18 protein-coding genes and 1 pseudogene are annotated in these 22,419 nt (G+C 73.8%); 15 read left to right on the top strand and 4 right to left on the bottom strand.

The features are described 5' to 3' along the window. Nucleotides 1–704: 704 nt before the first annotated feature. The gene (locus P3H78_RS15595) at nt 705–1,841 is read left to right on the top strand and encodes a glycosyltransferase family 4 protein (protein WP_276109572.1); all 1,137 of its coding nucleotides are present in this window, start codon (nt 705–707) and stop codon (nt 1,839–1,841) included. Between the two features lie 15 nt (nt 1,842–1,856). On the opposite strand, the gene P3H78_RS15590 is transcribed toward P3H78_RS15595, so the two are convergent. Both P3H78_RS15590 and P3H78_RS15585 read right to left on the bottom strand, forming a co-directional pair. Then, nucleotides 1,857–3,551 (bottom strand): PucR family transcriptional regulator, encoded by a 1,695-nt coding sequence (locus tag P3H78_RS15590; RefSeq protein WP_276109571.1) that lies wholly within the window; start codon nt 3,549–3,551, stop codon nt 1,857–1,859. A 126-nt stretch (nt 3,552–3,677) separates the two neighbouring features. Continuing rightward, entirely contained in the window at nt 3,678–5,480 is a 1,803-nt protein-coding gene (locus P3H78_RS15585) for a glycoside hydrolase family 15 protein (RefSeq protein ID WP_276109587.1), read from the bottom strand. 516 nt (nt 5,481–5,996) lie between these two features. On the opposite strand from P3H78_RS15585, the gene pyrG reads away from it, so the two are divergent. The 10 genes from pyrG to P3H78_RS15535 all read left to right on the top strand — a co-directional run bounded on the left by pyrG (nt 5,997) and on the right by P3H78_RS15535 (nt 18,127). After that, nucleotides 5,997–7,661, top strand: a complete 1,665-nt coding sequence (pyrG, locus tag P3H78_RS15580; RefSeq protein WP_276109570.1) for a CTP synthase — start codon at nt 5,997–5,999, stop codon at nt 7,659–7,661. A gap of 99 nt (nt 7,662–7,760) precedes the next feature. Then, the gene (locus P3H78_RS15575) at nt 7,761–8,390 is read left to right on the top strand and encodes an NUDIX domain-containing protein (RefSeq protein WP_276109569.1); all 630 of its coding nucleotides are present in this window, start codon (nt 7,761–7,763) and stop codon (nt 8,388–8,390) included. 216 nt (nt 8,391–8,606) lie between these two features. Further along, nucleotides 8,607–10,694, top strand: coding sequence for a tetratricopeptide repeat protein (locus P3H78_RS15570; RefSeq protein WP_438827971.1), 2,088 nt, complete (start codon nt 8,607–8,609; stop codon nt 10,692–10,694). Between the two features lie 135 nt (nt 10,695–10,829). After that, a complete protein-coding gene (gene ald / locus P3H78_RS15565; protein WP_276109568.1) occupies nt 10,830–11,954 on the top strand; it encodes an alanine dehydrogenase in 1,125 nt (374 codons plus the stop codon). Nucleotides 11,955–12,523: 569 nt separating this feature from the next. Next, entirely contained in the window at nt 12,524–13,516 is a 993-nt protein-coding gene (locus P3H78_RS15560) for a ParA family protein (RefSeq protein ID WP_438827973.1), read from the top strand. Then, complete coding sequence (locus P3H78_RS15555) at nt 13,501–14,061, top strand: hypothetical protein (RefSeq protein WP_276109566.1); 561 nt, start codon at nt 13,501–13,503, stop codon at nt 14,059–14,061. Before P3H78_RS15560 ends, P3H78_RS15555 begins: the two co-directional genes overlap by 16 nt. 18 nt (nt 14,062–14,079) lie before the next feature. After that, nucleotides 14,080–15,477, top strand: a complete 1,398-nt coding sequence (locus P3H78_RS15550; RefSeq protein ID WP_276109565.1) for a segregation and condensation protein A — start codon at nt 14,080–14,082, stop codon at nt 15,475–15,477. Beyond that, nucleotides 15,474–16,154 (top strand): SMC-Scp complex subunit ScpB, encoded by a 681-nt coding sequence (gene scpB, locus P3H78_RS15545; protein WP_276109564.1) that lies wholly within the window; start codon nt 15,474–15,476, stop codon nt 16,152–16,154. Before P3H78_RS15550 ends, scpB begins: the two co-directional genes overlap by 4 nt. Further along, on the top strand, nt 16,154–17,227 hold the full coding sequence (locus P3H78_RS15540; RefSeq protein ID WP_276109563.1) for a pseudouridine synthase: 1,074 nt from the start codon (nt 16,154–16,156) through the stop codon (nt 17,225–17,227). Before scpB ends, P3H78_RS15540 begins: the two co-directional genes overlap by 1 nt. Before the next feature lie 84 nt (nt 17,228–17,311). Continuing rightward, the gene (locus tag P3H78_RS15535; protein ID WP_313884405.1) at nt 17,312–18,127 is read left to right on the top strand and encodes a nucleotidyltransferase domain-containing protein; all 816 of its coding nucleotides are present in this window, start codon (nt 17,312–17,314) and stop codon (nt 18,125–18,127) included. 15 nt (nt 18,128–18,142) lie between these two features. Here the strand turns inward: P3H78_RS15535 and P3H78_RS15530 are convergent. Next, nucleotides 18,143–18,682, bottom strand: a pseudogene (locus P3H78_RS15530) (nucleotidyltransferase domain-containing protein); the annotation flags it as partial. Between the two features lie 70 nt (nt 18,683–18,752). Continuing rightward, nucleotides 18,753–19,223 carry a Rieske (2Fe-2S) protein gene (locus P3H78_RS15525; protein WP_276109561.1) on the bottom strand — a complete coding sequence of 157 codons (471 nt, stop codon included), beginning with the start codon at nt 19,221–19,223 and terminating at the stop codon, nt 18,753–18,755. Nucleotides 19,224–19,450: 227 nt separating this feature from the next. On the opposite strand from P3H78_RS15525, the gene aroH reads away from it, so the two are divergent. The 4 genes from aroH to P3H78_RS15505 all read left to right on the top strand — a co-directional run bounded on the left by aroH (nt 19,451) and on the right by P3H78_RS15505 (nt 22,384). After that, nucleotides 19,451–19,813: a chorismate mutase gene (gene aroH / locus P3H78_RS15520; RefSeq protein WP_276109560.1), complete on the top strand. Its 363-nt coding sequence runs from the start codon at nt 19,451–19,453 to the stop codon at nt 19,811–19,813. Continuing rightward, entirely contained in the window at nt 19,810–20,895 is a 1,086-nt protein-coding gene (locus P3H78_RS15515; protein WP_276109559.1) for a prephenate dehydrogenase, read from the top strand. Before aroH ends, P3H78_RS15515 begins: the two co-directional genes overlap by 4 nt. A gap of 137 nt (nt 20,896–21,032) precedes the next feature. Then, complete coding sequence (gene cmk, locus P3H78_RS15510) at nt 21,033–21,728, top strand: (d)CMP kinase (RefSeq protein ID WP_276109558.1); 696 nt, start codon at nt 21,033–21,035, stop codon at nt 21,726–21,728. Next, on the top strand, nt 21,686–22,384 hold the full coding sequence (locus P3H78_RS15505) for a lysophospholipid acyltransferase family protein (protein ID WP_438827970.1): 699 nt from the start codon (nt 21,686–21,688) through the stop codon (nt 22,382–22,384). Before cmk ends, P3H78_RS15505 begins: the two co-directional genes overlap by 43 nt. Nucleotides 22,385–22,419 lie beyond the last annotated feature (35 nt).

Raw genomic sequence — 22,419 nt, 5'->3', positions numbered from 1 at the left:
CTAGTGCTGTGACCGGAAAGGTTCACCGGCTCGCGACGCCCGGCACGGCACCTCGCTGCGTTGTCGCATCACCCGAGTACATCCAGTACGCGGGCGACGCTCCGCCTTGCGATGCTCCCCCACAGCCTGAACGGCGTGGGAGGTGCCCCCAGCACCGGACGCCGCGAGCATCCCGGCAAACCTTTCCGGCCACAGCACTAGGGCGGGTCCGCGAGGTCGCGACGCGGGCGGGACTTCGCGGACCCGCACGCCCAGGGCTGCTCGTCCGGATCGTGCGGGGGCGCGGGGCGGGGCCGCACGGCCGCGGACCCGGTTCGCGGCCGGCGGCGGGGGCGCGCGCGGTATGCGCGGCCGCCGTCCCGCGCAACGGGCGCGCCGGATCGACTGCGCGCGCCGCCGCGGTGCCGGACACGGCGGTGCATGGCCGGCGGGTCCCCGCGCAGGACCGCGCCGAGCACGGCAGGACGGCGGAGCAGCCCTCGCCCAGCGCCCGTTCCTCACCCATGTGGGTGAACACGTTCCGGCCGACCGCCCGGTACCCGTCACGTCCGCGCCACCCCGCCGTGCCCGCAACACCCCTGCCTGCTGGCATCCTTGGGACGGGAACCCGGCATGGGACGGCGGCGCGCGGGCCACCCGCACCGTCCTCCCCGTTCTGTACGTTTCCTCGTGACCGCCCCACCCCGACCCAGGAGCCCGGCCACGTGAGCCCCGTGAGCAGCCACGCACCGCCCGGCCCGTCGCCGCTGCACACCGTGCAGGTGCTCGGCGGGGGCAACGCCGGCAGCAGCGCGCACGTGCGGTCCCTGGCCGCGGGACTGGTCGCCCGGGGCGTGCGCGTCACCGTGTGCGCCCCCGACGAGACCGACCTCGCCTACGACTTCACCGGCATCGGCGCCGGCCACGTGCCGGTGCCCCGCAGCAGCGACCCCGCGTCCGTGGCCGCCCTGCGCGCCGCCTGCTCCGGCGCCGACCTGGTGCACGCGCACGGGCTGCACGCCTCCCTCCGGGCGGCCCTCGCGCTCAGCGGACGCAGCACCCCGCTCGTCGTCACCTGGCACGACCAGCCGCACGCCGAGGGGGCGCGGGCGCGTCTGCTGCGCCTGCTGGAGCGGCGGGTCGTCAGGGCCGCCACCGTCGTCCTCGGCACCACCTCGCACCTCGTGGACCGGGCCCGCCGCAGGGGCGCGCGCGACGCACGGCTCGCCGCGGTGTCGGTGCCCCGCCCGCGCGGCACGGACGGGCACCGGGACCCCGAGTCGTCCCGGTCCAAGGTGCGGGCCGAACTCGGTTCCACCGGGCGGCCGTTGCTCCTCGCCGTCGGCTCGCTGGACCGGCTGCGCGAGCACGGCCTGCTGCTCGACGCGGCGCACGCCTGGCGCCGCTTGGACCCCCAGCCGCTGGTCGCCGTGGCGGGGGAGGGGCCGCCGCGGGCGGCCCTCCAGCGGCGGATCGAGGACGAGGACCTGCCGGTCCGGCTCCTCGGGCGGCGCGGCGACGTGGGCCGGCTGCTCGCCGCCGCCGACCTCGCCCTGCTGCCCGGCACCGGTGAGGCCCGCTCCGTCCTCGCCCAGGAGGCGCTGCACGCGCGGGTGCCGCTGGTCGCCGCGCGCACCGGCGCCCTCGCCGAACTCGTCGGCGGGGCGGCCGAACTGGTCCCGCAGGGGGACCCGGCGGCGTTCGCCGCGGCCGTCGTGCGGCTGCTCGGCGACGCCGGGCGGCGGGAGGAACTGCGGGACGCCGGCACCCGGCAGGCCGCCACCTGGCCGACCGAGGACGAGACCGTCGCCCAGGTGCTCAGCGTGTACGACGAGCTGACGCGGCCCCAGCCCCTGGCCTGACCCCGGCGCACCCGGTCAGGGTGTGTCGCCCCGGCCCACCCGCGGCTCGGGCCACGCACCGCTCGCCTGCGGCACGTGCCGCCGGGCCCGCAGGGCCAGGCTCAACGCCAGGACCGTCTGCGGGTCGTCGAGGTCCGAGCCCAGCAACTCACCGATCCGCGCCAGGCGGTTGTAGAGGGTCTGCCGGTTCAGATGCAGTTCGCGGGCCGTCTCCGCCTTGCGTCCCGCGTGCGCCAGATACGTCTGGAGGGTGGGCAGCAGCGGCGGCCGGGAGCGGAGGTCGTGGTCGCGGACCGGTCCGATCGCGCGGTCCACGAAGGCGGCCAGGTCCGGGTGGTCCCGCAGCCGCCACAGCAGCAGGTCGATGTCGAGGCGCCGGGCGTCGTACCAGGGCCGGTCCGGCAGCCCCAGCGCGGCCGTCGCGGTCTCCGCCGCGTGCCGCAGGCCCGCCGAGGCGGCCGCCCAGCCGCCCGCCACCCCCACGACCACCACCGGCGGCTGCGCGCCCGGCCGCTGCATCCCGGCCCGCTCCGCCCCGGCCCGCAGTGCCGCCGCGACCCGGTCCGCGACGGCGGCCCGTTCCGACTCCGCGCGCAGGCCGGCCAGCAGCAGGACCCGGCCCTCCACCGGCCGGACGCCCAGCAGCACCGGCACCCCCACCGAGGCCAGCTCCTCGCCGACCGCGCGGGCCAGCACCGCCCAGCCCCCGCCGGGGGCGAGGGCGTCGCCGAGCCGCATGACCAGCGGCAGCAGCGGCCCGGCGCCGGGCTTGAAGCCGAGGACCCGGGCCTGCGCCGGGGCGTCCCCGGCACCGATCCGGCCCTCGGCGAGGTCGGTGAGGAAGTCGCCGCGCCCGCGGGCCGCCAGCTCCTCCTCCTGCCGGGCCTGCATCAGCACCACGGCCAGGATGCCCGCGGCGCGCTCGGCGGCCATCCGGTGCACCGGGCCGAGCGCCGAGCGGACCGGCGGCATCACGAGCCGGGCCCGCACCGAACCCGCCCCCGGCCCGCCGCCGGGCACGTCCACCAGGACCGAGCCCGCCGGGGGCGGCCCGCCCTTGTGCTGGCCGCGCAGCCCCTCCCAGACCTGGAGCGGGTCGGCGCCCTCGGGTCCCGAGCCGGCGGCGTAGAGCAGCCGCCCGTCCGGGGTCTCGAGGAAGACCGGGTTGCCGCCGAAGTCGGCCAGGATGCCGAGGACCTGCGGCACCCCGCCGCCGCCCAGCAGCGCCCCGGTGCAGCGCCGGTGCACCTCCTCGGCGCGCTGGAGCAGCGCGTAGTGGCCGTTGACGATCTCGGTGTGGATCTCCTCGGTGACCGTCACGAACGGCACCTCGCGGTGCAGCTGCACCAGCGGAAGCCCGGCGCCGCGGGCCGTCTCCAGCAGGGCGGCGGGCAGGCGGGAGAAGCGCGGGCCCAGCTCCACGACGAGGGCGGCGATGCCCCTCTCGGCGAGCGTGCGGACGAACGCGCGCTGGTCGGCGGGGCGGGTGCCCAGGCCGTAGCCCGTCGTCAGGAGCAGTTCGCCGCCCTTGAGGAGGGACGCGATGTTGGGGACCTCGCCGGCGTGGACCCAGCGCACGGTCCGGTCCAGCCGGTCCGCTCCGGACATGATCTCGGGCAGTCCGCTGCGGAGTGAGGGGAGCTCCAGGGCCCGCTGCACCGTGATGCCGGCGCCCTGGGTGTCGATTCTGCTGTCCGTGCGGCTGTCCATGCTGCGGACGCTACCCGGGGCGGCGTCGCGGGGACAGCTCCGTGTACCCGGCACCGACCCCGCAGGGGCGGGGGTCCAAAGCCGCCCTCCGGCCCCGTCCGTCCCGGCCCGGGGGCCGCTGCGGCGTCAGCCTCCGTAGGCCCCGCTGGCCGTCAGCCGCAGGGCGGTGTCGATCAGCGGGACGTGGCTGAAGGCCTGCGGGAAGTTGCCGACCTGGCGCTGGAGCCGGGGGTCCCACTCCTCGGCGAGCAGCCCGAGGTCGTTGCGCAGCGCGAGCAGCTTCTCGAAGAGCTTGCGGGCCTCCTCGACGCGGCCGATCATCGCCAGGTCGTCGGCCATCCAGAACGAGCACGCCAGGAAGGCGCCCTCGTCCCCGGGAAGCCCGTCGACGCCCGCGTGCTCGCCGTCGGTGGGGTAGCGCAGGATGAAGCCGTCCGAGGTGGACAGCTCGCGCTGGATCGCCTCGATCGTGCCGATCACCCGCTTGTCGTCCGGCGGCAGGAACCCCATCTGCGGGATCAGCAGCAGCGACGCGTCCAGCTCCCGGGAGCCGTAGGACTGCGTGAAGGTGTTGCGCTCCTTGTCGTAGCCCTTCTCGCAGACGTCCCGGTGGATGTCGTCGCGCAGGTCCTTCCACCGCTCCAGGGGACCGTCGGCGTCCCCGGACTCGATCAGCTTGATCGTGCGGTCCACGGCGACCCAGGCCATGACCTTGGAGTGCACGAAGTGGCGGCGGGGCCCGCGGACCTCCCAGATGCCCTCGTCCGGCTCCTGCCAGTGCTTCTCCAGGTAGCGGATCAGCTTGAGCTGGAGCAGGGCCGCGTAGTCGTTGCGGGCGAGGCCGGTCATGTGGGCCAGGTGCAGCGCCTCGGTGACCTCGCCGTAGACGTCGAGCTGGAGCTGGTGGGCGGCGCCGTTGCCGACCCGGACCGGGGCGGAGTTCTCGTAGCCGGGCAGCCAGTCCAGCTCCGCCTCGCCGAGCTCGCGCTCACCGGCGATGCCGTACATGATCTGCAGGTTCTCCGGGTCGCCCGCGACGGCCCGCAGCAGCCACTCGCGCCAGGCGCGGGCCTCCTCGCGGTAGCCGGTGCGCAGCAGCGAGGACAGGGTGATCGCCGCGTCCCGCAGCCAGGTGTAGCGGTAGTCCCAGTTGCGCACGCCGCCGATGTCCTCCGGCAGGGAGGTGGTGGGCGCGGCGACGATCCCGCCGGTCGGGGCGTACGTCAGGGCCTTCAGCGTGATGAGGGAGCGGACCACGGCCTCCCGGTAGGGGCCGTGGTACGTGCAGTGCCCGACCCAATCGCGCCAGAAGTCCTCGGTGGCCTCCAGCGACTGCTCCGGCTCGGGCAGCGGCGGGGCGTCCTTGTGCGAGGGCTGCCACGAGATGGTGAACGCGATCCGGTCACCGGGAGCGACCGTGAAGTCCGCGTACGTGGTCAGCGACCTGCCGTAGGTCTCCGCCTCGGTGTCGAACCACACCGAGTCCGGGCCCGCGACCGCGACCGAGCGCCGGTCGTAGCGGTGGACCCACGGCACGACCCGGCCGTAGGAGAAGCGCATGCGCAGCGCCGAGCGCATCGGCACCCGGCCGGTGACGCCCTCCACGATGCGGATCAGCTGCGGGGCGCCGTCGCGCGGGGGCATGAAATCGGTCACGCGGACCGTGCCGCGCGGGGTGTCCCACTCCGACTCCAGGATCAGCGAGTCGCCGCGGTAGGTGCGCCGGGCCGCGGTGGGCGGTTCCGCGCCGGCCGCGTGCGCCGGGCCGAGCCGCCAGAAGCCGTGTTCCTCGGTGCCCAGCAGACCGGCGAAGATGGCGTGCGAGTCGAAGCGCGGCAGGCACAGCCAGTCGACCGTGCCGTCCCGGCAGACCAGCGCGGCGGTCTGCATGTCTCCGATGAGTGCGTAGTCTTCGATGCGCCCGGCCACGTGCAACTCCAGTCGAACGGCCACGTCACCCCGCGTGGGGGCGGTCGCTAGTGCGGTCAAGGGGTTGTTGTACTGCGTCGTCGAGCGGTGCTGCGACGCGGTCCCTCCGTCGGTGGGACGAAGTGACAACTGTTGCTCAACGAACTGACGAGCTCTCGTTGTTCCGGTGCCGTCGGGCGGGGGTGGTGCCGTGGGGCCGGCCGGGCTCGGCAGCGAGTGTCCGAGCAGGATACGACGCACGTAGATGATGTGCGTGCCGCTCCGGGCAACGCATCTGCGCCGAACGGGTGAGCCACGGGTGAGAAACCTGTGACGGGTCCGTACCCGTGTCGGGATGTGCGCGGAGAGTGGCCGGAAGTCGCCGCTCTCCGGCGCTGATACCCTGGTAGCCCGTGGACCGGTGGGCCCGAACCCCCCGAACCGCAGCGACGGCGTCCGAGCCGGACACCCCGGGATCTCCGGGCCGGCCCGCCGCACCGCAGACCGAACCGCGACCACGGGAGCCCCCTCTTGGCCATGACGCCCAAATCCACGACGACCAAGCACATCTTCGTCACCGGGGGTGTCGCCTCCTCGCTCGGCAAGGGTCTCACCGCCTCCAGCCTGGGCATGCTGCTGAAGGCACGTGGCCTGCGGGTCGTGATGCAGAAGCTCGACCCCTACCTGAACGTCGACCCGGGCACGATGAACCCCTTCCAGCACGGTGAGGTGTTCGTCACGAACGACGGCGCCGAGACCGACCTGGACATCGGCCACTACGAGCGCTTCCTCGACCGCGACCTCGACGGCTCCGCCAACGTGACCACCGGCCAGGTGTACTCCACGGTGATCGCCAAGGAGCGCCGCGGCGAGTACCTGGGCGACACGGTGCAGGTCATCCCGCACATCACCAACGAGATCAAGCACCGCATCCGCCGCATGGCCACCGACGAGGTGGACGTCGTCATCACCGAGGTCGGCGGCACCGTCGGCGACATCGAGTCGCTGCCGTTCCTGGAGACCGTCCGCCAGGTCCGGCACGAGGTCGGCCGGGACAACGTCTTCGTCGTCCACATCTCGCTGCTGCCCTACATCGGCCCCTCCGGCGAGCTGAAGACCAAGCCGACCCAGCACTCCGTGGCCGCGCTGCGCAACATCGGCATCCAGCCGGACGCGATCGTCCTGCGCTGCGACCGTGAGGTGCCCACGGCGATCAAGCGCAAGATCTCGCTGATGTGCGACGTCGACGAGGCCGCCGTCGTGGCCTGCCCGGACGCCCGCTCCATCTACGACATCCCGAAGGTCGTGCACACCGAGGGCCTGGACGCCTACGTCGTGCGCAAGCTCGACCTGCCGTTCCGCGACGTCGACTGGACGACCTGGGACGACCTGCTGGACCGCGTCCACAACCCCGACCACGAGATCACCCTCGCGCTGGTCGGCAAGTACATCGACCTGCCCGACGCCTACCTCTCGGTCACCGAGGCGCTGCGCGCCGGCGGCTTCGCCAACAAGGCCCGCGTCAAGATCAAGTGGGTCACCTCGGACGACTGCAAGACCCCGGCCGGCGCCAAGGCGCAGCTCGGTGACGTCGACGGCATCTGCATCCCGGGCGGCTTCGGCGACCGCGGGGTGCTCGGCAAGGTCGGGGCCATCCGCTTCGCCCGCGAGAACCGGATCCCGCTGCTGGGCCTCTGCCTCGGCCTCCAGTGCATCGTGATCGAGGCCGCGCGCAACCTCGCCGACATCTCCGACGCCAACTCCACCGAGTTCGACCCGGCCACCGGCCACCCGGTGATCTCCACCATGGCCGAGCAGCTCGACATCGTCGCCGGCGAGGGCGACATGGGCGGCACCATGCGCCTCGGCATGTACCCGGCCAAGCTGGCCGAGGGCTCGATCGTGCGCGAGGTGTACGACGGCAAGGAGTACGTGGAGGAGCGCCACCGCCACCGCTACGAGGTCAACAACGCCTACCGCGCCGAGCTGGAGAAGAAGGCGGGCATCCTCTTCTCCGGCACCTCCCCGGACGGCAAGCTCGTCGAGTACGTCGAGTACCCGCGCGACGTCCACCCCTACCTGGTCGCCACGCAGGCGCACCCCGAGCTGCGCTCGCGCCCGACCCGCCCGCACCCGCTCTTCGCCGGGCTGGTGAAGGCGGCCGTGCAGCGCCAGGTCGAGGCGCTGACGAACACCGACTGACACACCGGTTGTACGGTTGCCGGGGTTGCGGATCTTCAGCGAACCGCACCCCGGTTCCCGTGGCGCCGGTCGGCGCTCACACGTGTGGAAGGACAGGGCATGACGACGATCAAGGACACTCCCGAGGAGTGGGAGATCCGGGCGACGGCGACCCCGTTCACCGGCAACAAGACCTCCGTCCGCACCGACGACGTGGTCATGCCCGACGGCTCGGTGGTCCGCCGCGACTACCAGGTCCACCCCGGTTCCGTCGCCGTCCTCGCCCTCGACGACGCCGACCGCGTCCTGCTCATCCGCCAGTACCGCCACCCGGTGCGGCAGAAGCTGTGGGAGATCCCGGCCGGGCTGCTCGACGTGCCCGGCGAGAACCCCCTGCACGCGGCCCAGCGCGAGCTGTACGAGGAGGCGCACGTCAAGGCCGAGGACTGGCGGGTCCTCACCGACGTGTACACCACCCCCGGCGGCTGCTCCGAGGCGGTGCGGATCTTCCTCGCCCGCGGGCTGTCCGAGGCGGACGGCGAGCGCTTCGAGGTCGAGCACGAGGAGATGGACCTGGAGTACGCCCGGGTGCCCGTCGACGAACTCGTCCGCGGGGTGCTCGCGGGCGAGCTGCACAACAACTGCCTCGTCGTGGGCGTCCTCGCGCTCGTCGCGGCGCGGCAGGGTGCCGGCCCGGAGGCGCTGCGCCCGGCCGGGGCGCCGTGGCCCGCGCGGCCCTTCGACGCCTGAACCCCACTGCGCCGTCCCCGGATCCGCGCCGCGGACCCGCTCGTTCCGCCCTCCGCGCCCCGCGGAGGGCGGAAGTGTGACGATCGCCTGATCCGATCGGGGGACGTCTTCGCCGTGCTCCGCCGGAGACGTCGCAGAGCGTGAACTAGGCTCTGGAAACGCCCGTACCGGAAGACCCGGCGGGCTTGCGCGTGCGGTGGGACGGGAGTGTGGCCCGTGGCGGATCAGGCGATGGACGCAGGCGGTGCGAGCCCGACCGGGAAGGACCGTCCCGTCACTCCCACGGGGCGTCAATTCCTGGGCCGCACAAGGGAGTTGAAGGAACTGCGCGCCGACATCCAGCGCGCCGGCCTGGACACCATCTCCGGCCGCAAGGCCCCCCGTGCCCGGGTGCTCCTCGTCGCCGGGCGGCCCGGATCCGGACGTACCGCACTCGCCGAGGAACTGGTGCGCCAGGTCGCGGACCGTTACCCCGACGGGGTGCTCCGGGCCCGGCTCACCGAACCGGACGGCACCCCCGTCCCCGTCGAGCGCGCCGCCCGCGACCTGCTCACCGTTCTCGGCCTGCCCACCCCGCCCGGCGCCGCCGAGGACGACCTCGCCGCCGCCTTCCGGGCCGCGCTGGCCGATCGCCGCACCCTCCTCCTGCTCGACGACGCGGCCGGTGCCGAGCAGGTCGACGCGCTGCTGCCGGACAACGCCGACTGCCTGCTGGTCGCGGTCGCCCGCGGCCCGCTCACCGGGATCGCCGACGTCCGCCCCTGCACCCTCGGCGGACTCGACACCAAGGCGTCGGTGGACCTGCTGACCCAGTGCATCGACGCGGTCCGCGTCACCGTCGACCCGCGCGCCGCCGAAAGCCTGGTCGAGCGGCTCCAGGGGCATCCCGCCGCGCTGACCCTGGCGGGCGGCTGGCTCGCCGCGCACCCCCAGGCGGCCGTGGCGGACCTGGCCAAGCAGCTCCACGCCGACCCCGACGAGGGCACCCCGCTGGAACGGGTCCTGCTGCTCGTGCACGCGGCCCTGCCCGCCACCGCCGCCCGCACGCTGCGCCTGCTCGCGCTCGCCCCGGCGGGCGACGTCGACCCGCACACCGCCTCCGCGCTCGCCGGCTGTTCCGTCGAGAGCGCCCGGGGCGTCCTCGACGACCTGGCCGGTCTGGGCCTGCTGCACGCGGTGTCCGCCGCGCCGCCGCACTACGAGGTGCCCGCCTGCCTGCACCCGCTGCTGCGGGCCCTGGCGCGGGCCCAGGACCGCCCCGCCGAGCTGCAGCTGGCCCGCGCCCGGATGCTGGAGCGCAGCGTGCGGCTGCTCCAGTCCTGCCGCGCGATCACCGAGACCGACAGCCCCGAGACCCGGGAGAAGCTGAAGGCCCTGCCCCCGGCGCTGCGCTTCGCCACCCCGCGGGACGCCGAGGACTGGCTGCGCGCCCGCCGCGGCGCCCTGCTCGCCTCCGCCCGGCTGGCCGTCGCCGACGGGGAGCTGGACACCCTGGCCCGCCGGCTGATGTCCCAGCTGGTGCGGGCGATGGTCGCCCACTTCGGCACCCGGGCCGCGGCCGGCGACCTGTACGGCATCCACGGCCTGGTCCTCGACGTGGCCGAGCGCCGAGGGCTCCCCCGGGAGAGGGCCGCCGCACTCCTGAACCTGGCCGACCTCGACGCCCGCACCGGCCGCACCGCCGAGGCGCTGGTCCGCTACCGGGCCGCCCTGGACGCCGGACGCCAGGCGGACGACCCCTACGCGACCGGCCGCGCGATGGAATCCGTAGGCAGCGCCCACCAGGAGCTGGGGGACCACGACCGGGCCGCCGACTGGTTCGGCCGGGCCCTGGCGCAGCGGCTGGCCCGCGGCGAGCACGCGGAGGCGGCCCGGCTGTACGGCCGCATCGCCACCGCGCACACCTACGCCGGCCGGTACGGCGACGCCCTGCGCCACTGGCGGGCCGCGGTCGCCGCCCACCGCAGGACCGGCGATGTCGGCGCCCACGCGCGGGCGTTGAGCGAACTGGCCCGGGTCCAGGAGTACGCGGGGCGGCCCGCGGAGTCGCTGCGGACCTGCCAGGAGGCGGTCGAGTGGGCCCGCCGCGCGGACGACGTCCGGTTGCAGGCCGCGCTCCAGCTCCGGCTCGCCGACACCCTCGACCGGCTGGGCGACCCGACGGCCGCGCGCCTGCACCGCGGGGCCGCCGAGCGCATGCTGGGAGAGCGGGACCGGGACGCCGATGACGGCGGCAGGGACGCCCATGCATCGGAACCGGACACCGGCGCCTGCGAAATCCGCGGTGCTTTCGCTGAAGATTGATGCAATGAAAGGCTAGACAGCGCGAACGCCTTCATTAGACTGGCTCTGCCGCTCGGTCTTCTGCGGTGTCCCCGGGTATGCGCGTGCATGCCGGGTTACGTCTTGTATTGCCCCACATTCCCAGAGTCAAGGACCGTGATCGACGTGAAGGTCGGTATCCCCCGCGAGGTCAAGAACAACGAGTTCCGGGTGGCCATCACCCCCGCCGGCGTGCACGAGCTGGTGCGCGGCGGCCACCAGGTCGTCGTCGAGCGGAACGCCGGTATCGGCTCCTCGATCCCCGACGAGGAGTACGTGGCCGCCGGTGCCCAGATCCTCGAGACGGCCGACGAGGTCTGGGCCTCCGCCGACCTGCTGCTGAAGGTCAAGGAGCCCATCGCGCAGGAGTACCACCGCCTGCGCAAGGACCAGATCCTCTTCACCTACCTGCACCTGGCCGCCTCCAAGGAGTGCACGGACGCCCTCCTGGAGTCCGGCACCACCGCGATCGCCTACGAGACGGTCGAGCTGCCCAGCCGCGCGCTCCCGCTGCTCGCCCCGATGTCCGAGGTGGCCGGCCGCCTCGCCCCGCAGGTCGGCGCCTACCACCTGATGGCCGCCAACGGCGGCCGCGGCGTCCTCCCCGGCGGCGTCCCCGGCGTCCCGGCGGGCAAGGCCGTCATCATCGGCGGCGGCGTCTCCGGCTGGAACGCCGCGCAGATCGCCATCGGCCTCGGCTTCCACGTGACCCTGCTCGACAGGGACATCAACAAGCTCAAGGAAGCGGACAAGATCTTCGGCACGAAGATCCAGACCGTGGTCTCCAACGCCTTCGAGCTGGAGAAGGCCTGCCTCGAGGCCGACCTCGTGGTCGGCGCCGTCCTCATCCCGGGCGCCAAGGCCCCGAAGCTGGTCACCAACGAGCTGGTGTCCCGCATGAAGGCCGGAAGTGTCCTTGTCGACATCGCGATCGACCAGGGCGGCTGCTTCGAGGACTCCCACCCGACCACGCACGCCGAGCCGACCTTCCGCGTCCACGAGTCGGTCTTCTACTGCGTCGCCAACATGCCGGGCGCGGTGCCCAACACCTCGACCTACGCGCTGACCAACGCCACGCTGCCGTACATCATCGAGCTCGCGAACCGCGGCTGGGTGGAGGCGCTGCGCCGCGACGCCGCGCTGGCCAAGGGCCTCAACACCCATGACGGCAAGGTCGTCTACCGCGAGGTCGCCGAGGCCCACGGCCTGGAGCACGTCGAGCTGGAGACCCTCCTCGGCTGATCCGCCGAGGACCCGCCGGTGACCGGCGGCCCCAAGTCCCCGGTGCGCAAAAGGCGATACGTCAACACGTTCGTCAACATCGCACACCCGGCCGGACCTTGCCCGACAAGGTCCGGCCGGGTGTGTGTATGGTCACTTCGCCGTACTCGGCCAACTCGCGGCGATCGCAACCATTCGACCGATTCACGCACCGGTGAAACCTGCGGTGCGACGGCTGTACGCCCTTGACAGAGGGTTGTTTCATTGCCGACACATCCGGCCGGGTCCGGCGGATTGTGTTGCTGCGGACCGCCGACACGCCATAGAGTCGCCAACCGTCGGCATGGTGCCACGCTGACCTGTCTAGAAGTTTCCTGGTCACCAAGGAGGTAAGACGACTTGTGAATGAGTCGACATTTTCTCCCGGGGGTGGTCAGCCAGGAACGCCTGCGACGGGCCAGAGCCCCTCGGGGCCCGAGGCTGTCGGCTCCGTCGCTGTGCGCACCTTCGCAGCCCACCGGAGTCACCGCCGGAACCCAGGGGTGACTCAGCCAGCACACCAGAGCATGGATGGCCATCACGTGAACGCCATGGCCGGCGACGGAAGTGGCGCGCCCCACAACCACTTCGCCGACTACGACGAACTGCCCGAGGGGCACTTCTACGACCCCGACGCCGAGTACGAGCCCGACCCCGAGTACGCGGCCACGCTCGCGCCCGACGCTGCCCGCCAGCGCCGCGAGCGCGTCGGCCCGACCGGACGCCCGCTGCCGTACTTCCCGATCCCCGGGCCGCTGACCGACCACGGCCCCGCGAAGATCATCGCGATGTGCAACCAGAAGGGCGGCGTCGGCAAGACGACGTCGACCATCAACCTGGGTGCCGCGCTCGCGGAGTACGGACGCCGCGTGCTGCTCGTGGACTTCGACCCGCAGGGCGCGCTGTCGGTCGGACTCGGCGTCAACCCGATGGAGCTCGACCTCACCGTCTACAACCTGCTGATGGAGCGGGGCATGTCGGCGGACGAGGTCCTGCTGAAGACCGCGGTCCCCAACATGGACCTGCTGCCCAGCAACATCGACCTGTCGGCCGCCGAGGTCCAGCTGGTCTCCGAGGTCGCGCGCGAGTCCACCCTCCAGCGGGCCCTCAAGCCGCTGATGGACGACTACGACTACATCGTGATCGACTGCCAGCCCTCGCTCGGCCTGCTGACGGTCAACGCGCTCACCGCCGCGCACAAGGTGATCGTGCCGCTGGAGTGCGAGTTCTTCGCGCTGCGCGGTGTGGCCCTGCTGACCGAGACCATCGAGAAGGTCCAGGAGCGGCTGAACCCGGAGCTGGAGCTCGACGGGATCCTCGCCACGATGTACGACTCGCGCACCGTGCACAGCCGTGAGGTGCTCGCGCGCGTCGTCGAGGCGTTCGACGACCACGTCTACCACACGGTCATCGGACGCACCGTCCGCTTCCCGGAGACCACAGTCGCCGGTGAGCCGATCACCACGTACGCCTCCAACTCCGTCGGTGCCGCCGCCTACCGCCAGCTCGCCAGGGAGGTGCTCGCCCGGTGTCACGCCGAGTGAGTCTGCCGGGGGCCGACGAACTGTTCCGAACGACAGGGGGTACGGCGCTCCAGCCGTCCACTCCGCGACGCCAGGCAGGCGGCGAGGCGCGGGTTCCCGCTCCGGCGGGTGAGAGCGACCCGGCGGCCGCCGCGGAGGACGCGCCGCACGCCGTGCCCGCCCAGGGCGGCGACGGCTCGGGCGCCGAGCACGCGGCCGCGGACGCCGCGGCCGACGCGGGGGAGTCCCGCAGCCGGGGCGGCACGGGCGGCCCGGCGCGCGCGGGGACGCAGGAAGGTTCTGCCTCCGGCGAGGCGTCCCGCAAGCGCGGGCGGGCCGCGGCCCGCCGCCCCAGCGGGCGCGAGCGGCACGACGAGAAGATCACGGTCTACGTGTCCGCCGAGGAGCTCATGGACCTCGAGCACGCCCGGCTGGTGCTGCGCGGCGAGCACGGTCTGGCCGTCGACCGCGGGCGGATCGTCCGCGAGGCCGTCGCGGTGGTCCTCGCCGACCTGGAGACCCGCGGAGACGCCAGCATCCTCGTACGACGACTGCGCGGGCGGTAGCGATAGCCTGCGGGGGCCATGACCCCGAACGACCCTCCCGCCTCCGGCCCCCCGGCCGGTCGCCGGCGCGCGCTGGGACGCGGGCCGGGCACGAGCGCGGCGACGGCCCCGCCGGCCGGCCCGGCCCCGCCCTCCGCCGGACCCGGCGGCCGGCGGCCCGCCCCGGCCGTCCCGTCCCACCCCGCGTCCCCGGAGGCGACCGCCCCGGCCCCGGCCGCCGCTGATCCGGCCCCGTCCTCCGCGTCCGCACCGGAGACCGAGCCGCGCCCCGGTGTCTCGACCCGCCCCCCGCACCGCCCCGCACCGGGCCCGGTCCCCGCGCCGGCGTCCCCGGCCACGGAGCCGCCCGCGGACGGACCCGGAGAGCCCGGGGAGCCGGACACCGCGGCGGACCCCGGTGAGCCCGCGAGAACCGGAGCCGCGGCCGGGCCGGCGGAGCGCGGAGGGCCGGGGGAGCGCCGAGAGCCGGGGGATTCCCACGGCCACGACGGGAACGACGGCCGCGGCGCCACCGAGGGCGGCGGCGACGAGGGCTCCGGCGACGAGAGCCCCGGCGGCGGCGACGACGGAGTCTTCAAGGTCCGGCTGGCGAACTTCGAGGGACCCTTCGACCTCCTCCTGCAGCTGATCTCCAAGCACCGGCTCGACGTCACCGAGGTCGCGCTGTCCAAGGTGACCGACGAGTTCATGGCGCACATCCGCGCCATGGGCCCGGACTGGGACCTGGACGAGACGACCGAGTTCCTGGTCGTGGCCGCGACCCTGCTCGATCTCAAGGCCGCCCGGCTGCTGCCCGCCGCCGAGGTCGAGGACGAGGCCGACCTGGCGCTGCTCGAGGCGCGGGACCTGCTGTTCGCGCGGCTGCTGCAGTACCGCGCCTACAAGCAGATCGCCGAGATCTTCAACGGCCGCCTCGACGAGGAGGCCCGGCGGTACCCCCGGACCGTCGGCCTGGAACCCCACCACGCGGAGCTGCTGCCCGAGGTCGTCATCAGCATCGGGCCGGAGGGCTTCGCCCGCCTCGCGGTCAAGGCGATGCAGCCGAAACCCAGGCCGCAGGTGTACGTGGACCACATCCACGCACCCCTGGTCAGCGTGCAGGAGCAGGCCGGGATCGTGGTCGCCCGGCTCCGTGAGCTCGGCGAGGCGAGCTTCCGGGTCCTGGTGGAGGACACCGGGGACACGCTCACCGTCGTCGCCCGCTTCCTGGCGCTGCTGGAGCTGTACCGGGAGAAGGCCGTGGCACTGGACCAGGAGACCGCGCTCGGCGAGCTGACCGTCCGCTGGACCGGCGGGGAGGGCGACGCGGCACCGCGGGTCACCGACGAGTTCGACCGCCCGCCGGAGCCGGCCGAGGAGGCCGGGAAGGCGGCGGGACCGGGAGGGGACGCGGAGAGCGAGGAGGAGAAGGCGTGAGCGAGGAGACCACCGAGACACCGGAGGGCCTGCGCACCGTCGCCGGCCTCGGCCTCAAGCCGGCCCTGGAGGCCGTCCTCATGGTCGTGGACCAGCCCGCGACCGAGGAGCACCTGGCGAAGATACTCCAGCGGCCCCCGCGTCAGGTCGCGGACGCCCTCCGGGAGCTGGCCGACGAGTACACCGTGCAGGGCCGCGGCTTCGAGCTGCGGCTGATCGCGGGCGGCTGGCGCTTCTACAGCCGGGCGGAGTACGCGGCCGCTGTGGAGGGGTTCGTCCTGGACGGCCAGCAGGCCCGCCTCACCCAGGCCGCGCTGGAGACCCTCGCGGTGGTCGCCTACCGGCAGCCGGTCAGCCGCAGCCGGGTCTCCGCGGTCCGCGGAGTGAACTGCGACGGGGTCATGCGCACCCTGCTCCAGCGCGGTCTGGTCGAGGAGGCGGGCACGGAACCCGAAACAGGTGCGATCCTGTACACGACGACGAACTACTTCCTGGAGCGGATGGGCCTGCGCGGTCTGGACGAGCTCCCGGAGCTCGCGCCCTTCCTCCCGGAGGCGGAGGCGATCGAGGCCGAGACCCAGGAAGGGGTGCCGTCGTTCGACCCGGACGCACCCGACGATGCGCCGGGCGCCCCGGTCCGGGGCACCTACGACGCAGACGACCAGACGGAACTTTGATGCGAAGCAGCGGCAGGAACGGCGGAAACGGCGGGCGCGGCAACCACCGCGGTGCCGGCAACAGCAGGGACGACAAGCAGGGCCAGGGCCGCCCCCGCAAGCCCCGCCCCGAGGAGCGCCGCTACGACGTGGGCCCCGGCGCCACCCAGGACGGCCCGAAGTCCGGACGCGGCGGCTCCGCCCGCGGTGGTGCGAAGGGCGGCCCGAAGCAGCCCCGGCAGGGGGCCGGCGGCGGCCGGACCGCCCCGGCGCGCTCCCGCGAGTACGAGGCGCGGGCCGAGGAACGCAACCGCGAGCGGTACGCCGGCAAGAAGGACGTCAAGCTGCCCAAGACCTTCCCAGGCGCCGAGCAGGAGGGCGAGCGGCTCCAGAAGGTGCTCGCCCGCGCCGGCTACGGCTCCCGGCGCGCCTGCGAGGAGCTGATCGAGCAGGCCAGGGTCGAGATCAACGGCGAGATCGTGCTGGAGCAGGGCCGCCGTGTCGACCCGGAGAAGGACGAGGTCAAGGTCGACGGCCTGACCGTGGCCACGCAGTCGTACCAGTTCTTCTCGCTGAACAAGCCGGCCGGCGTCGTCTCCACCATGGAGGACCCCGAGGGCCGCCAGTGCCTCGGCGACTACGTCACCAACCGCGAGACGCGGCTCTTCCACGTGGGCCGGCTGGACACCGAGACCGAGGGTGTCATCCTGCTCACCAACCACGGCGAGCTGGCGCACCGGCTGACCCACCCCAAGTACGGGGTGAAGAAGACCTACCTGGCACACATCGTCGGCCCGATCCCGCGCGACCTCGGCAAGCAGCTGAAGGACGGCATCCAGCTGGAGGACGGGTACGCCCGCGCCGACCACTTCCGGGTCGTCGAGCAGACCGGCAAGAACTACCTCGTCGAGGTCACGCTGCACGAGGGCCGCAAGCACATCGTGCGCCGCATGCTCGCCGAGGCCGGCTTCCCGGTCGACAAGCTGGTCCGCACCGCCTTCGGCCCCATCACCCTGGGCGACCAGAAGTCCGGCTGGCTGCGCCGCCTGTCCAACACCGAGGTCGGCATGCTGATGGGGGAGGTCGACCTCTAGAGCACGCCCGGCAGCTCGTCGGTCCCGCCGGTCGTGCACCGGCGGGACCTGTTCGAACCGGCCGCGCTCTGGGACGCTGGGGGCATGATCGACTCCCTCGGCCTCGACCTCGCGCCCGTCGTCGCGCAGCAGCCGGACCCGGTGCTGTTCGCCACCGTCTCAGGAGCCCATCTGTACGGCTTCCCGTCCCGCGACTCGGACGTCGACCTGCGGGGCGTGCACCTGCTGCCGGCCGCCGACCTGGTGGGGCTGCGCGAGCCGGAGGAGACCCGGTCGCGGATGTGGGACCGGGACGGTGTCGAGCTGGACCTCGTGACGCACGACCTGCGGAAGTTCGTCCGGCTGATGCTGCGCCGCAACGGCTACGTGCTGGAGCAGCTGCTGTCGCCCCTCGTCGTGCAGAGCGGGGACGCCCACCGGGAGCTCGTCTCGCTCGCCCCCGGCGTGCTGACCCGCCACCACGCCCACCACTACCGGGGGTTCGCGACCACGCAGTGGCGGCTGTTCGAGCGCAGCGGCGAACTCAAGCCGCTGCTCTACACCTTCCGCGTGCTGCTCACCGGTGTGCACCTGATGCGCAGCGGCGAGGTGCAGGCCCATCTGCCGTCCCTTCTCGGTGAGGCCGGTGCCCCCGGCTACCTGCCGGAACTCGTCGCCGCGAAGGCCGGGCAGGAGCACGGCCGGGCCGACGTCGACCATGACCGGGTGCGGGCCGACGTGGAGCGGCTGCACACCACGCTCGACGAGGCGCAGGCCGCCTCAGCGCTGCCCGACGCCCCGGCCGCCTACGACGCCCTGCACGCCTTCGTCGTCCGGATCCGCCTGGAGGGCCGAGGCGCGGCGGACCCGGTACAGGAAGTCCGCGACGCGCCGCCGGTCCGGGGACCCCGGCAGGGGTGAGCGCTCCGCGGCCGCCTCCGCCTGCGCCGCCAGCGCGGTCATCCGGGCCTCCACCTCGGGCCAGGGGACCTCGCCGCGCCGCACGGCGAGCAGGCGGTCGCGCTCGTCGCCGACGTCGACCGTCAGGCAACCCGTGCGCAGCAGGTCGCGGGCGCTGCCCAGCAGGCGCAGCAGGTGCATCGCGTGCTTCCACCGCGGGGCGCCGTGCGTCCGTACGTCGGCGTCCAGCTTGCGGCGCTGCCCGAGGGCGTAGCGGGTGAAGGTGCCGTGCACCTCGCGGGAGAGGAAAGCGTCGCGCAGCGCGAGCAGTTCGCGGCCGGTGGCGTCCGCGTGCTCCACCAGCGGCGAGTGCAGGCACTCCAGCACGTTCGGGTTGCCGCGCAGCGCCAGCTCGCAGAAGCGCTCCAGCTCCCAGGCGAACTGCTCCGGGAGCGGGCCCTCCACGTGCGTCGGCGGTTTCCCGAACCGCCAGAACAGGGCGGTGGGGGCGACGAACACACCCCGCCGGTCGGTGTCGCTGTCCTCCGTCGCCAGACCGAAGGCGCGCGACCCCATGACGCACGCGTAGATCGTGTGGTGGCGCGCCAGGTCCTCGGGCTCCATGCCCGGGAGCGTACGCGGCGGATCAGGCCAGGTGGATCGAATTTCCCTGCACCGTGATCCGCTTCGCGGGCAGCGGCCGCTCGGCCGGGCCGTGCGCCACGGAACCGTCGGCGACGTGGAAGCGGCTGCCGTGGCACGGGCAGTCGATGGTGCCGTCCGCGACCCGGTTCACCAGGCAGCCCTCATGGGTGCAGATCGCGGAGAAGGCCCTGAACTCGCCCTTCTTCGGCTGGGTGACCACCACCTTCCGCGCCGCGAAGACCGTGCCGCCGCCCTCCGGGATGTCGGCGGTCCGCGCCAGCTCCGGCCCGGCGGCGGTGCCCGCGGACGCGGACGTCTGCGCGGCGGACGGCTGCGCCGCGGACTTGCCGGGCGACTCCGGCGAGGGGGAGGACTCGGTGGAGCTGCGGTGGTCGGTGCTGCCGCAGCCCGCCGTGACGAGCGCCGCGGCGCCCGTCGCGAGAACCGTGCGCCGCGTCGAGCGGTCGGTCATGTCGTCACTCCGTAGGTCCGGAAGGCGGCCGGCCGGCCCGGGAGCCGGCCCGGCAGGGCACCAGCATCTTGGCACCGAATCCGGTCAGATCGAAGCAGAAGGGTGTGGAGTGTCACGAAAGGTGTATCCCGTGTCGGTGTCTCAGCGGGCGGGCACGGCGTCCGCGGCACCCCACCCTGGCTAGGCTGGTGATCGAAGAGCCCATACGCCGAGCAAGGAGCAACGCCGTGGCGGTACGAGCGGTCCGGGGGGCCGTCCAACTGGAACGGGACGAGGCCGGCCACATGGACGAGCAGGTCGGCGCACTGCTGAGCGCCGTCCTGGAGCGGAACGGGCTGTCCGCGGACGACCTGATCAGCATCTGGTTCACGGCCACCCCCGATCTGCACAGCGACTTCCCGGCGGCCGCCGCCCGCAAGCTCGGCATCGTCGACGTACCGCTGATCTGCGCCCAGGAGCTGGACGTCGAGGGCGCCATGCCCCGCGTCGTCCGCCTCCTCGCGCACGTCGAGACCGACCGGCCGCGCTCCGCCGTCGCCCACGTCTACCTCGGTGCCGCGGCCGCCCTGCGCAAGGACATCGCCCAGTGAGAACCGCACTCGTCATCGGAACCGGCCTGATCGGCACGTCCGCCGCCCTCGCCCTCAGCGCCCGCGGCGTCACCGTGCACCTCGCCGACCGGGACCCGCAGCAGGCCCGTACGGCGGCCGCGCTGGGGGCCGGCACGGACGAGGCGCCGGACGGCCCCGTCGACCTCGCGATCGTGGCCGCCCCGCCGGCCCATGTGGCCGGGGTGCTCGCCGACGCCATGCGCCGCGGGGCCGCCCGCGGCTACCTGGACGTCGCCAGTGTCAAGGGCGGCCCGCGCCGCGAGCTCCAGGCCCTCGGCCTGGACCTGACCGCCTACCTCGGCACCCACCCCATGTCGGGCCGGGAGCGGTCCGGTCCGCTGGCGGCGACCGCCGACCTCTTCGAGGGCCGCCCCTGGGTGCTCACGCCGACCCGGGACACCGACACCGAGGTCCTCAACCTCGCGCTGGAGCTGGTCTCGCACTGCCGGGCCGTGCCCGTCGTGATGGACGCCGACGCCCACGACCGCGCCGTGGCCCTGGTCTCCCACATGCCCCACCTGGTCTCCAGCCTGGTCGCGGCCCGCCTGGAGCACGCCGAGGACGCGGCCGTGCGGCTGTGCGGCCAGGGCATCCGCGACGTGACCCGGATCGCCGCCTCCGACCCGCGGATGTGGATGGACATCCTGTCCGCGAACCCGGGGCCGGTCGCCGACCTGCTCACCGACGTCTCCGCCGACCTCGGCGAGACCGTCCGCGCCCTGCGCTCCCTGCAGTCCGCCGACGAGGCGAAGCGCCGCGAGGGCACCGCCGGCATCGAGGACGTGCTGCGCCGCGGCAACGCCGGGCAGGTCCGGGTGCCCGGCAAGCACGGGTCCGCGCCGCGGGTCTACGACGTGGTCGCCGTCCTCATCGACGACCAGCCCGGCCAGCTGGCCCGGATCTTCGCGGACGCGGGCATGGCCGGGGTCAACATCGAGGACGTCCGCATCGAGCACGCCACCGGGCAGCAGGCCGGTCTGGTGCAGCTCATGGTGGAGCCCAGGGCGGCCCCCGTCCTCACCGCCGCCCTGCGGGAGCGGGGCTGGGCCATCCGCCAGTGAGCGGCCGGGCCGGGGGCCGGGCGGCGACCGGGGGCCGGACGCCTGTGAAAGGGCGCCCCCGGAGCCAGTAACCTTGTCCGGGGCGCCCTCGCGCCCGCCCACCCGCCCACCACCCTTCACCAGGAAGGTGCCCCGCTGTGGAAAACGGCGCCGCCCGGACCGCCCAGCCCGTGATTGTCGCCATCGACGGCCCCTCCGGCACGGGCAAGTCGAGCACGTCGAAGGCCGTCGCCGCGCAGCTCGGCCTGAGCTACCTGGACACCGGCGCCCAGTACCGGGCGATCACCTGGTGGATGGTGACCAACGGGATCGACATAGACGACCCGACGGCCGTCGCGGCCGTCGCGGGCAAGCCGGAGATCGTCTCCGGCACCGACCCGGCCCACCCGACGATCACCGTCGACGGTGTGGACGTGGCCGGACCGATCCGCACCCAGGAGGTCACCTCCCAGGTCAGCGCGGTCAGCGCGGTGCCCGAGGTGCGGACCCGTATCACCGAGCTGCAGCGCTCCCTGGCCACCTCCGCCGAGGACGGCATCGTGGTTGAGGGCCGTGACATCGGCACCACCGTGCTGCCGGACGCCGACCTGAAGATCTTCCTCACCGCCTCCCCGGAGGCGCGTGCCGCCCGGCGCAGCGGCGAGCTGAAGGGGGCCGACGTCCGGGCCACCCGCGAGGCCCTGATCAAGCGCGACGCCGCCGACTCCAGCCGCAGGACCTCCCCCCTCGCCAAGGCCGGCGACGCGGTCGAGGTGGACACCACCGACCTCACGCTCAGCCAGGTCATCGAGTGCGTCGTCACCCTCGTCGAGGAGAAGCGGGACGCCCGGTGAACCTTCCGTCGGAGCGGGGTGCCGACGTCGGCCGGCGGATCGGCGTCGGACTCATGTACGGACTGTGGCGGCCGCGCGTGCTGGGCGCCTGGCGGGTCCCCGCGACCGGTCCGGCGATCCTCGCGGTCAACCACTCCCACAACATCGACGGCCCGATGGTGATGGGCGTGGCCCCGCGGCCGGTGCACTTCCTGATCAAGAAGGAGGCGTTCGTCGGCCCGCTCGACCCCTTCCTGACCGGCATCGGCCAGCTGAAGGTGGACCGCAGCACCGCCGACCGCACCGCCATCACCCGCGCGCTCGGTGTCCTGGACCAGGGCGGCGTCCTCGGCATCTTCCCGGAGGGCACCCGGGGCGACGGCGACTTCGCCTCGCTGCGCGCAGGGCTCGCGTACTTCGCGGTCCGCAGCGGCGCCCCGATCGTGCCGGTGGCCGTGCTGGGAAGCTCCGAGCGGGGCGGACGGCTGGTCAAGGCGCTGCCGCCGCTGCGCTCGCGCGTCGACGTCGTCTTCGGCGACCCCTTCGAGGCGGGCGACGGCAGCGGCCGGCGCACCCGCAGTGCGCTGGACGGAGCCACCGAGCTCGTCCGGAAGCAGCTCGCCGCCCACCTGGAAAACGCCAGGCGCCTCACCGGGCGCCGGGCGACACTCGAGTAGTGGACCGTCCCCGACCGGGGCGCTCCACCGACCAC

This window comes from Streptomyces tropicalis, from assembly GCF_029269835.1.
GTDB classification, from domain to species: domain Bacteria; phylum Actinomycetota; class Actinomycetes; order Streptomycetales; family Streptomycetaceae; genus Streptomyces; species Streptomyces tropicalis.
This window is presented reverse-complemented; position numbering and strand designations above follow the sequence as displayed.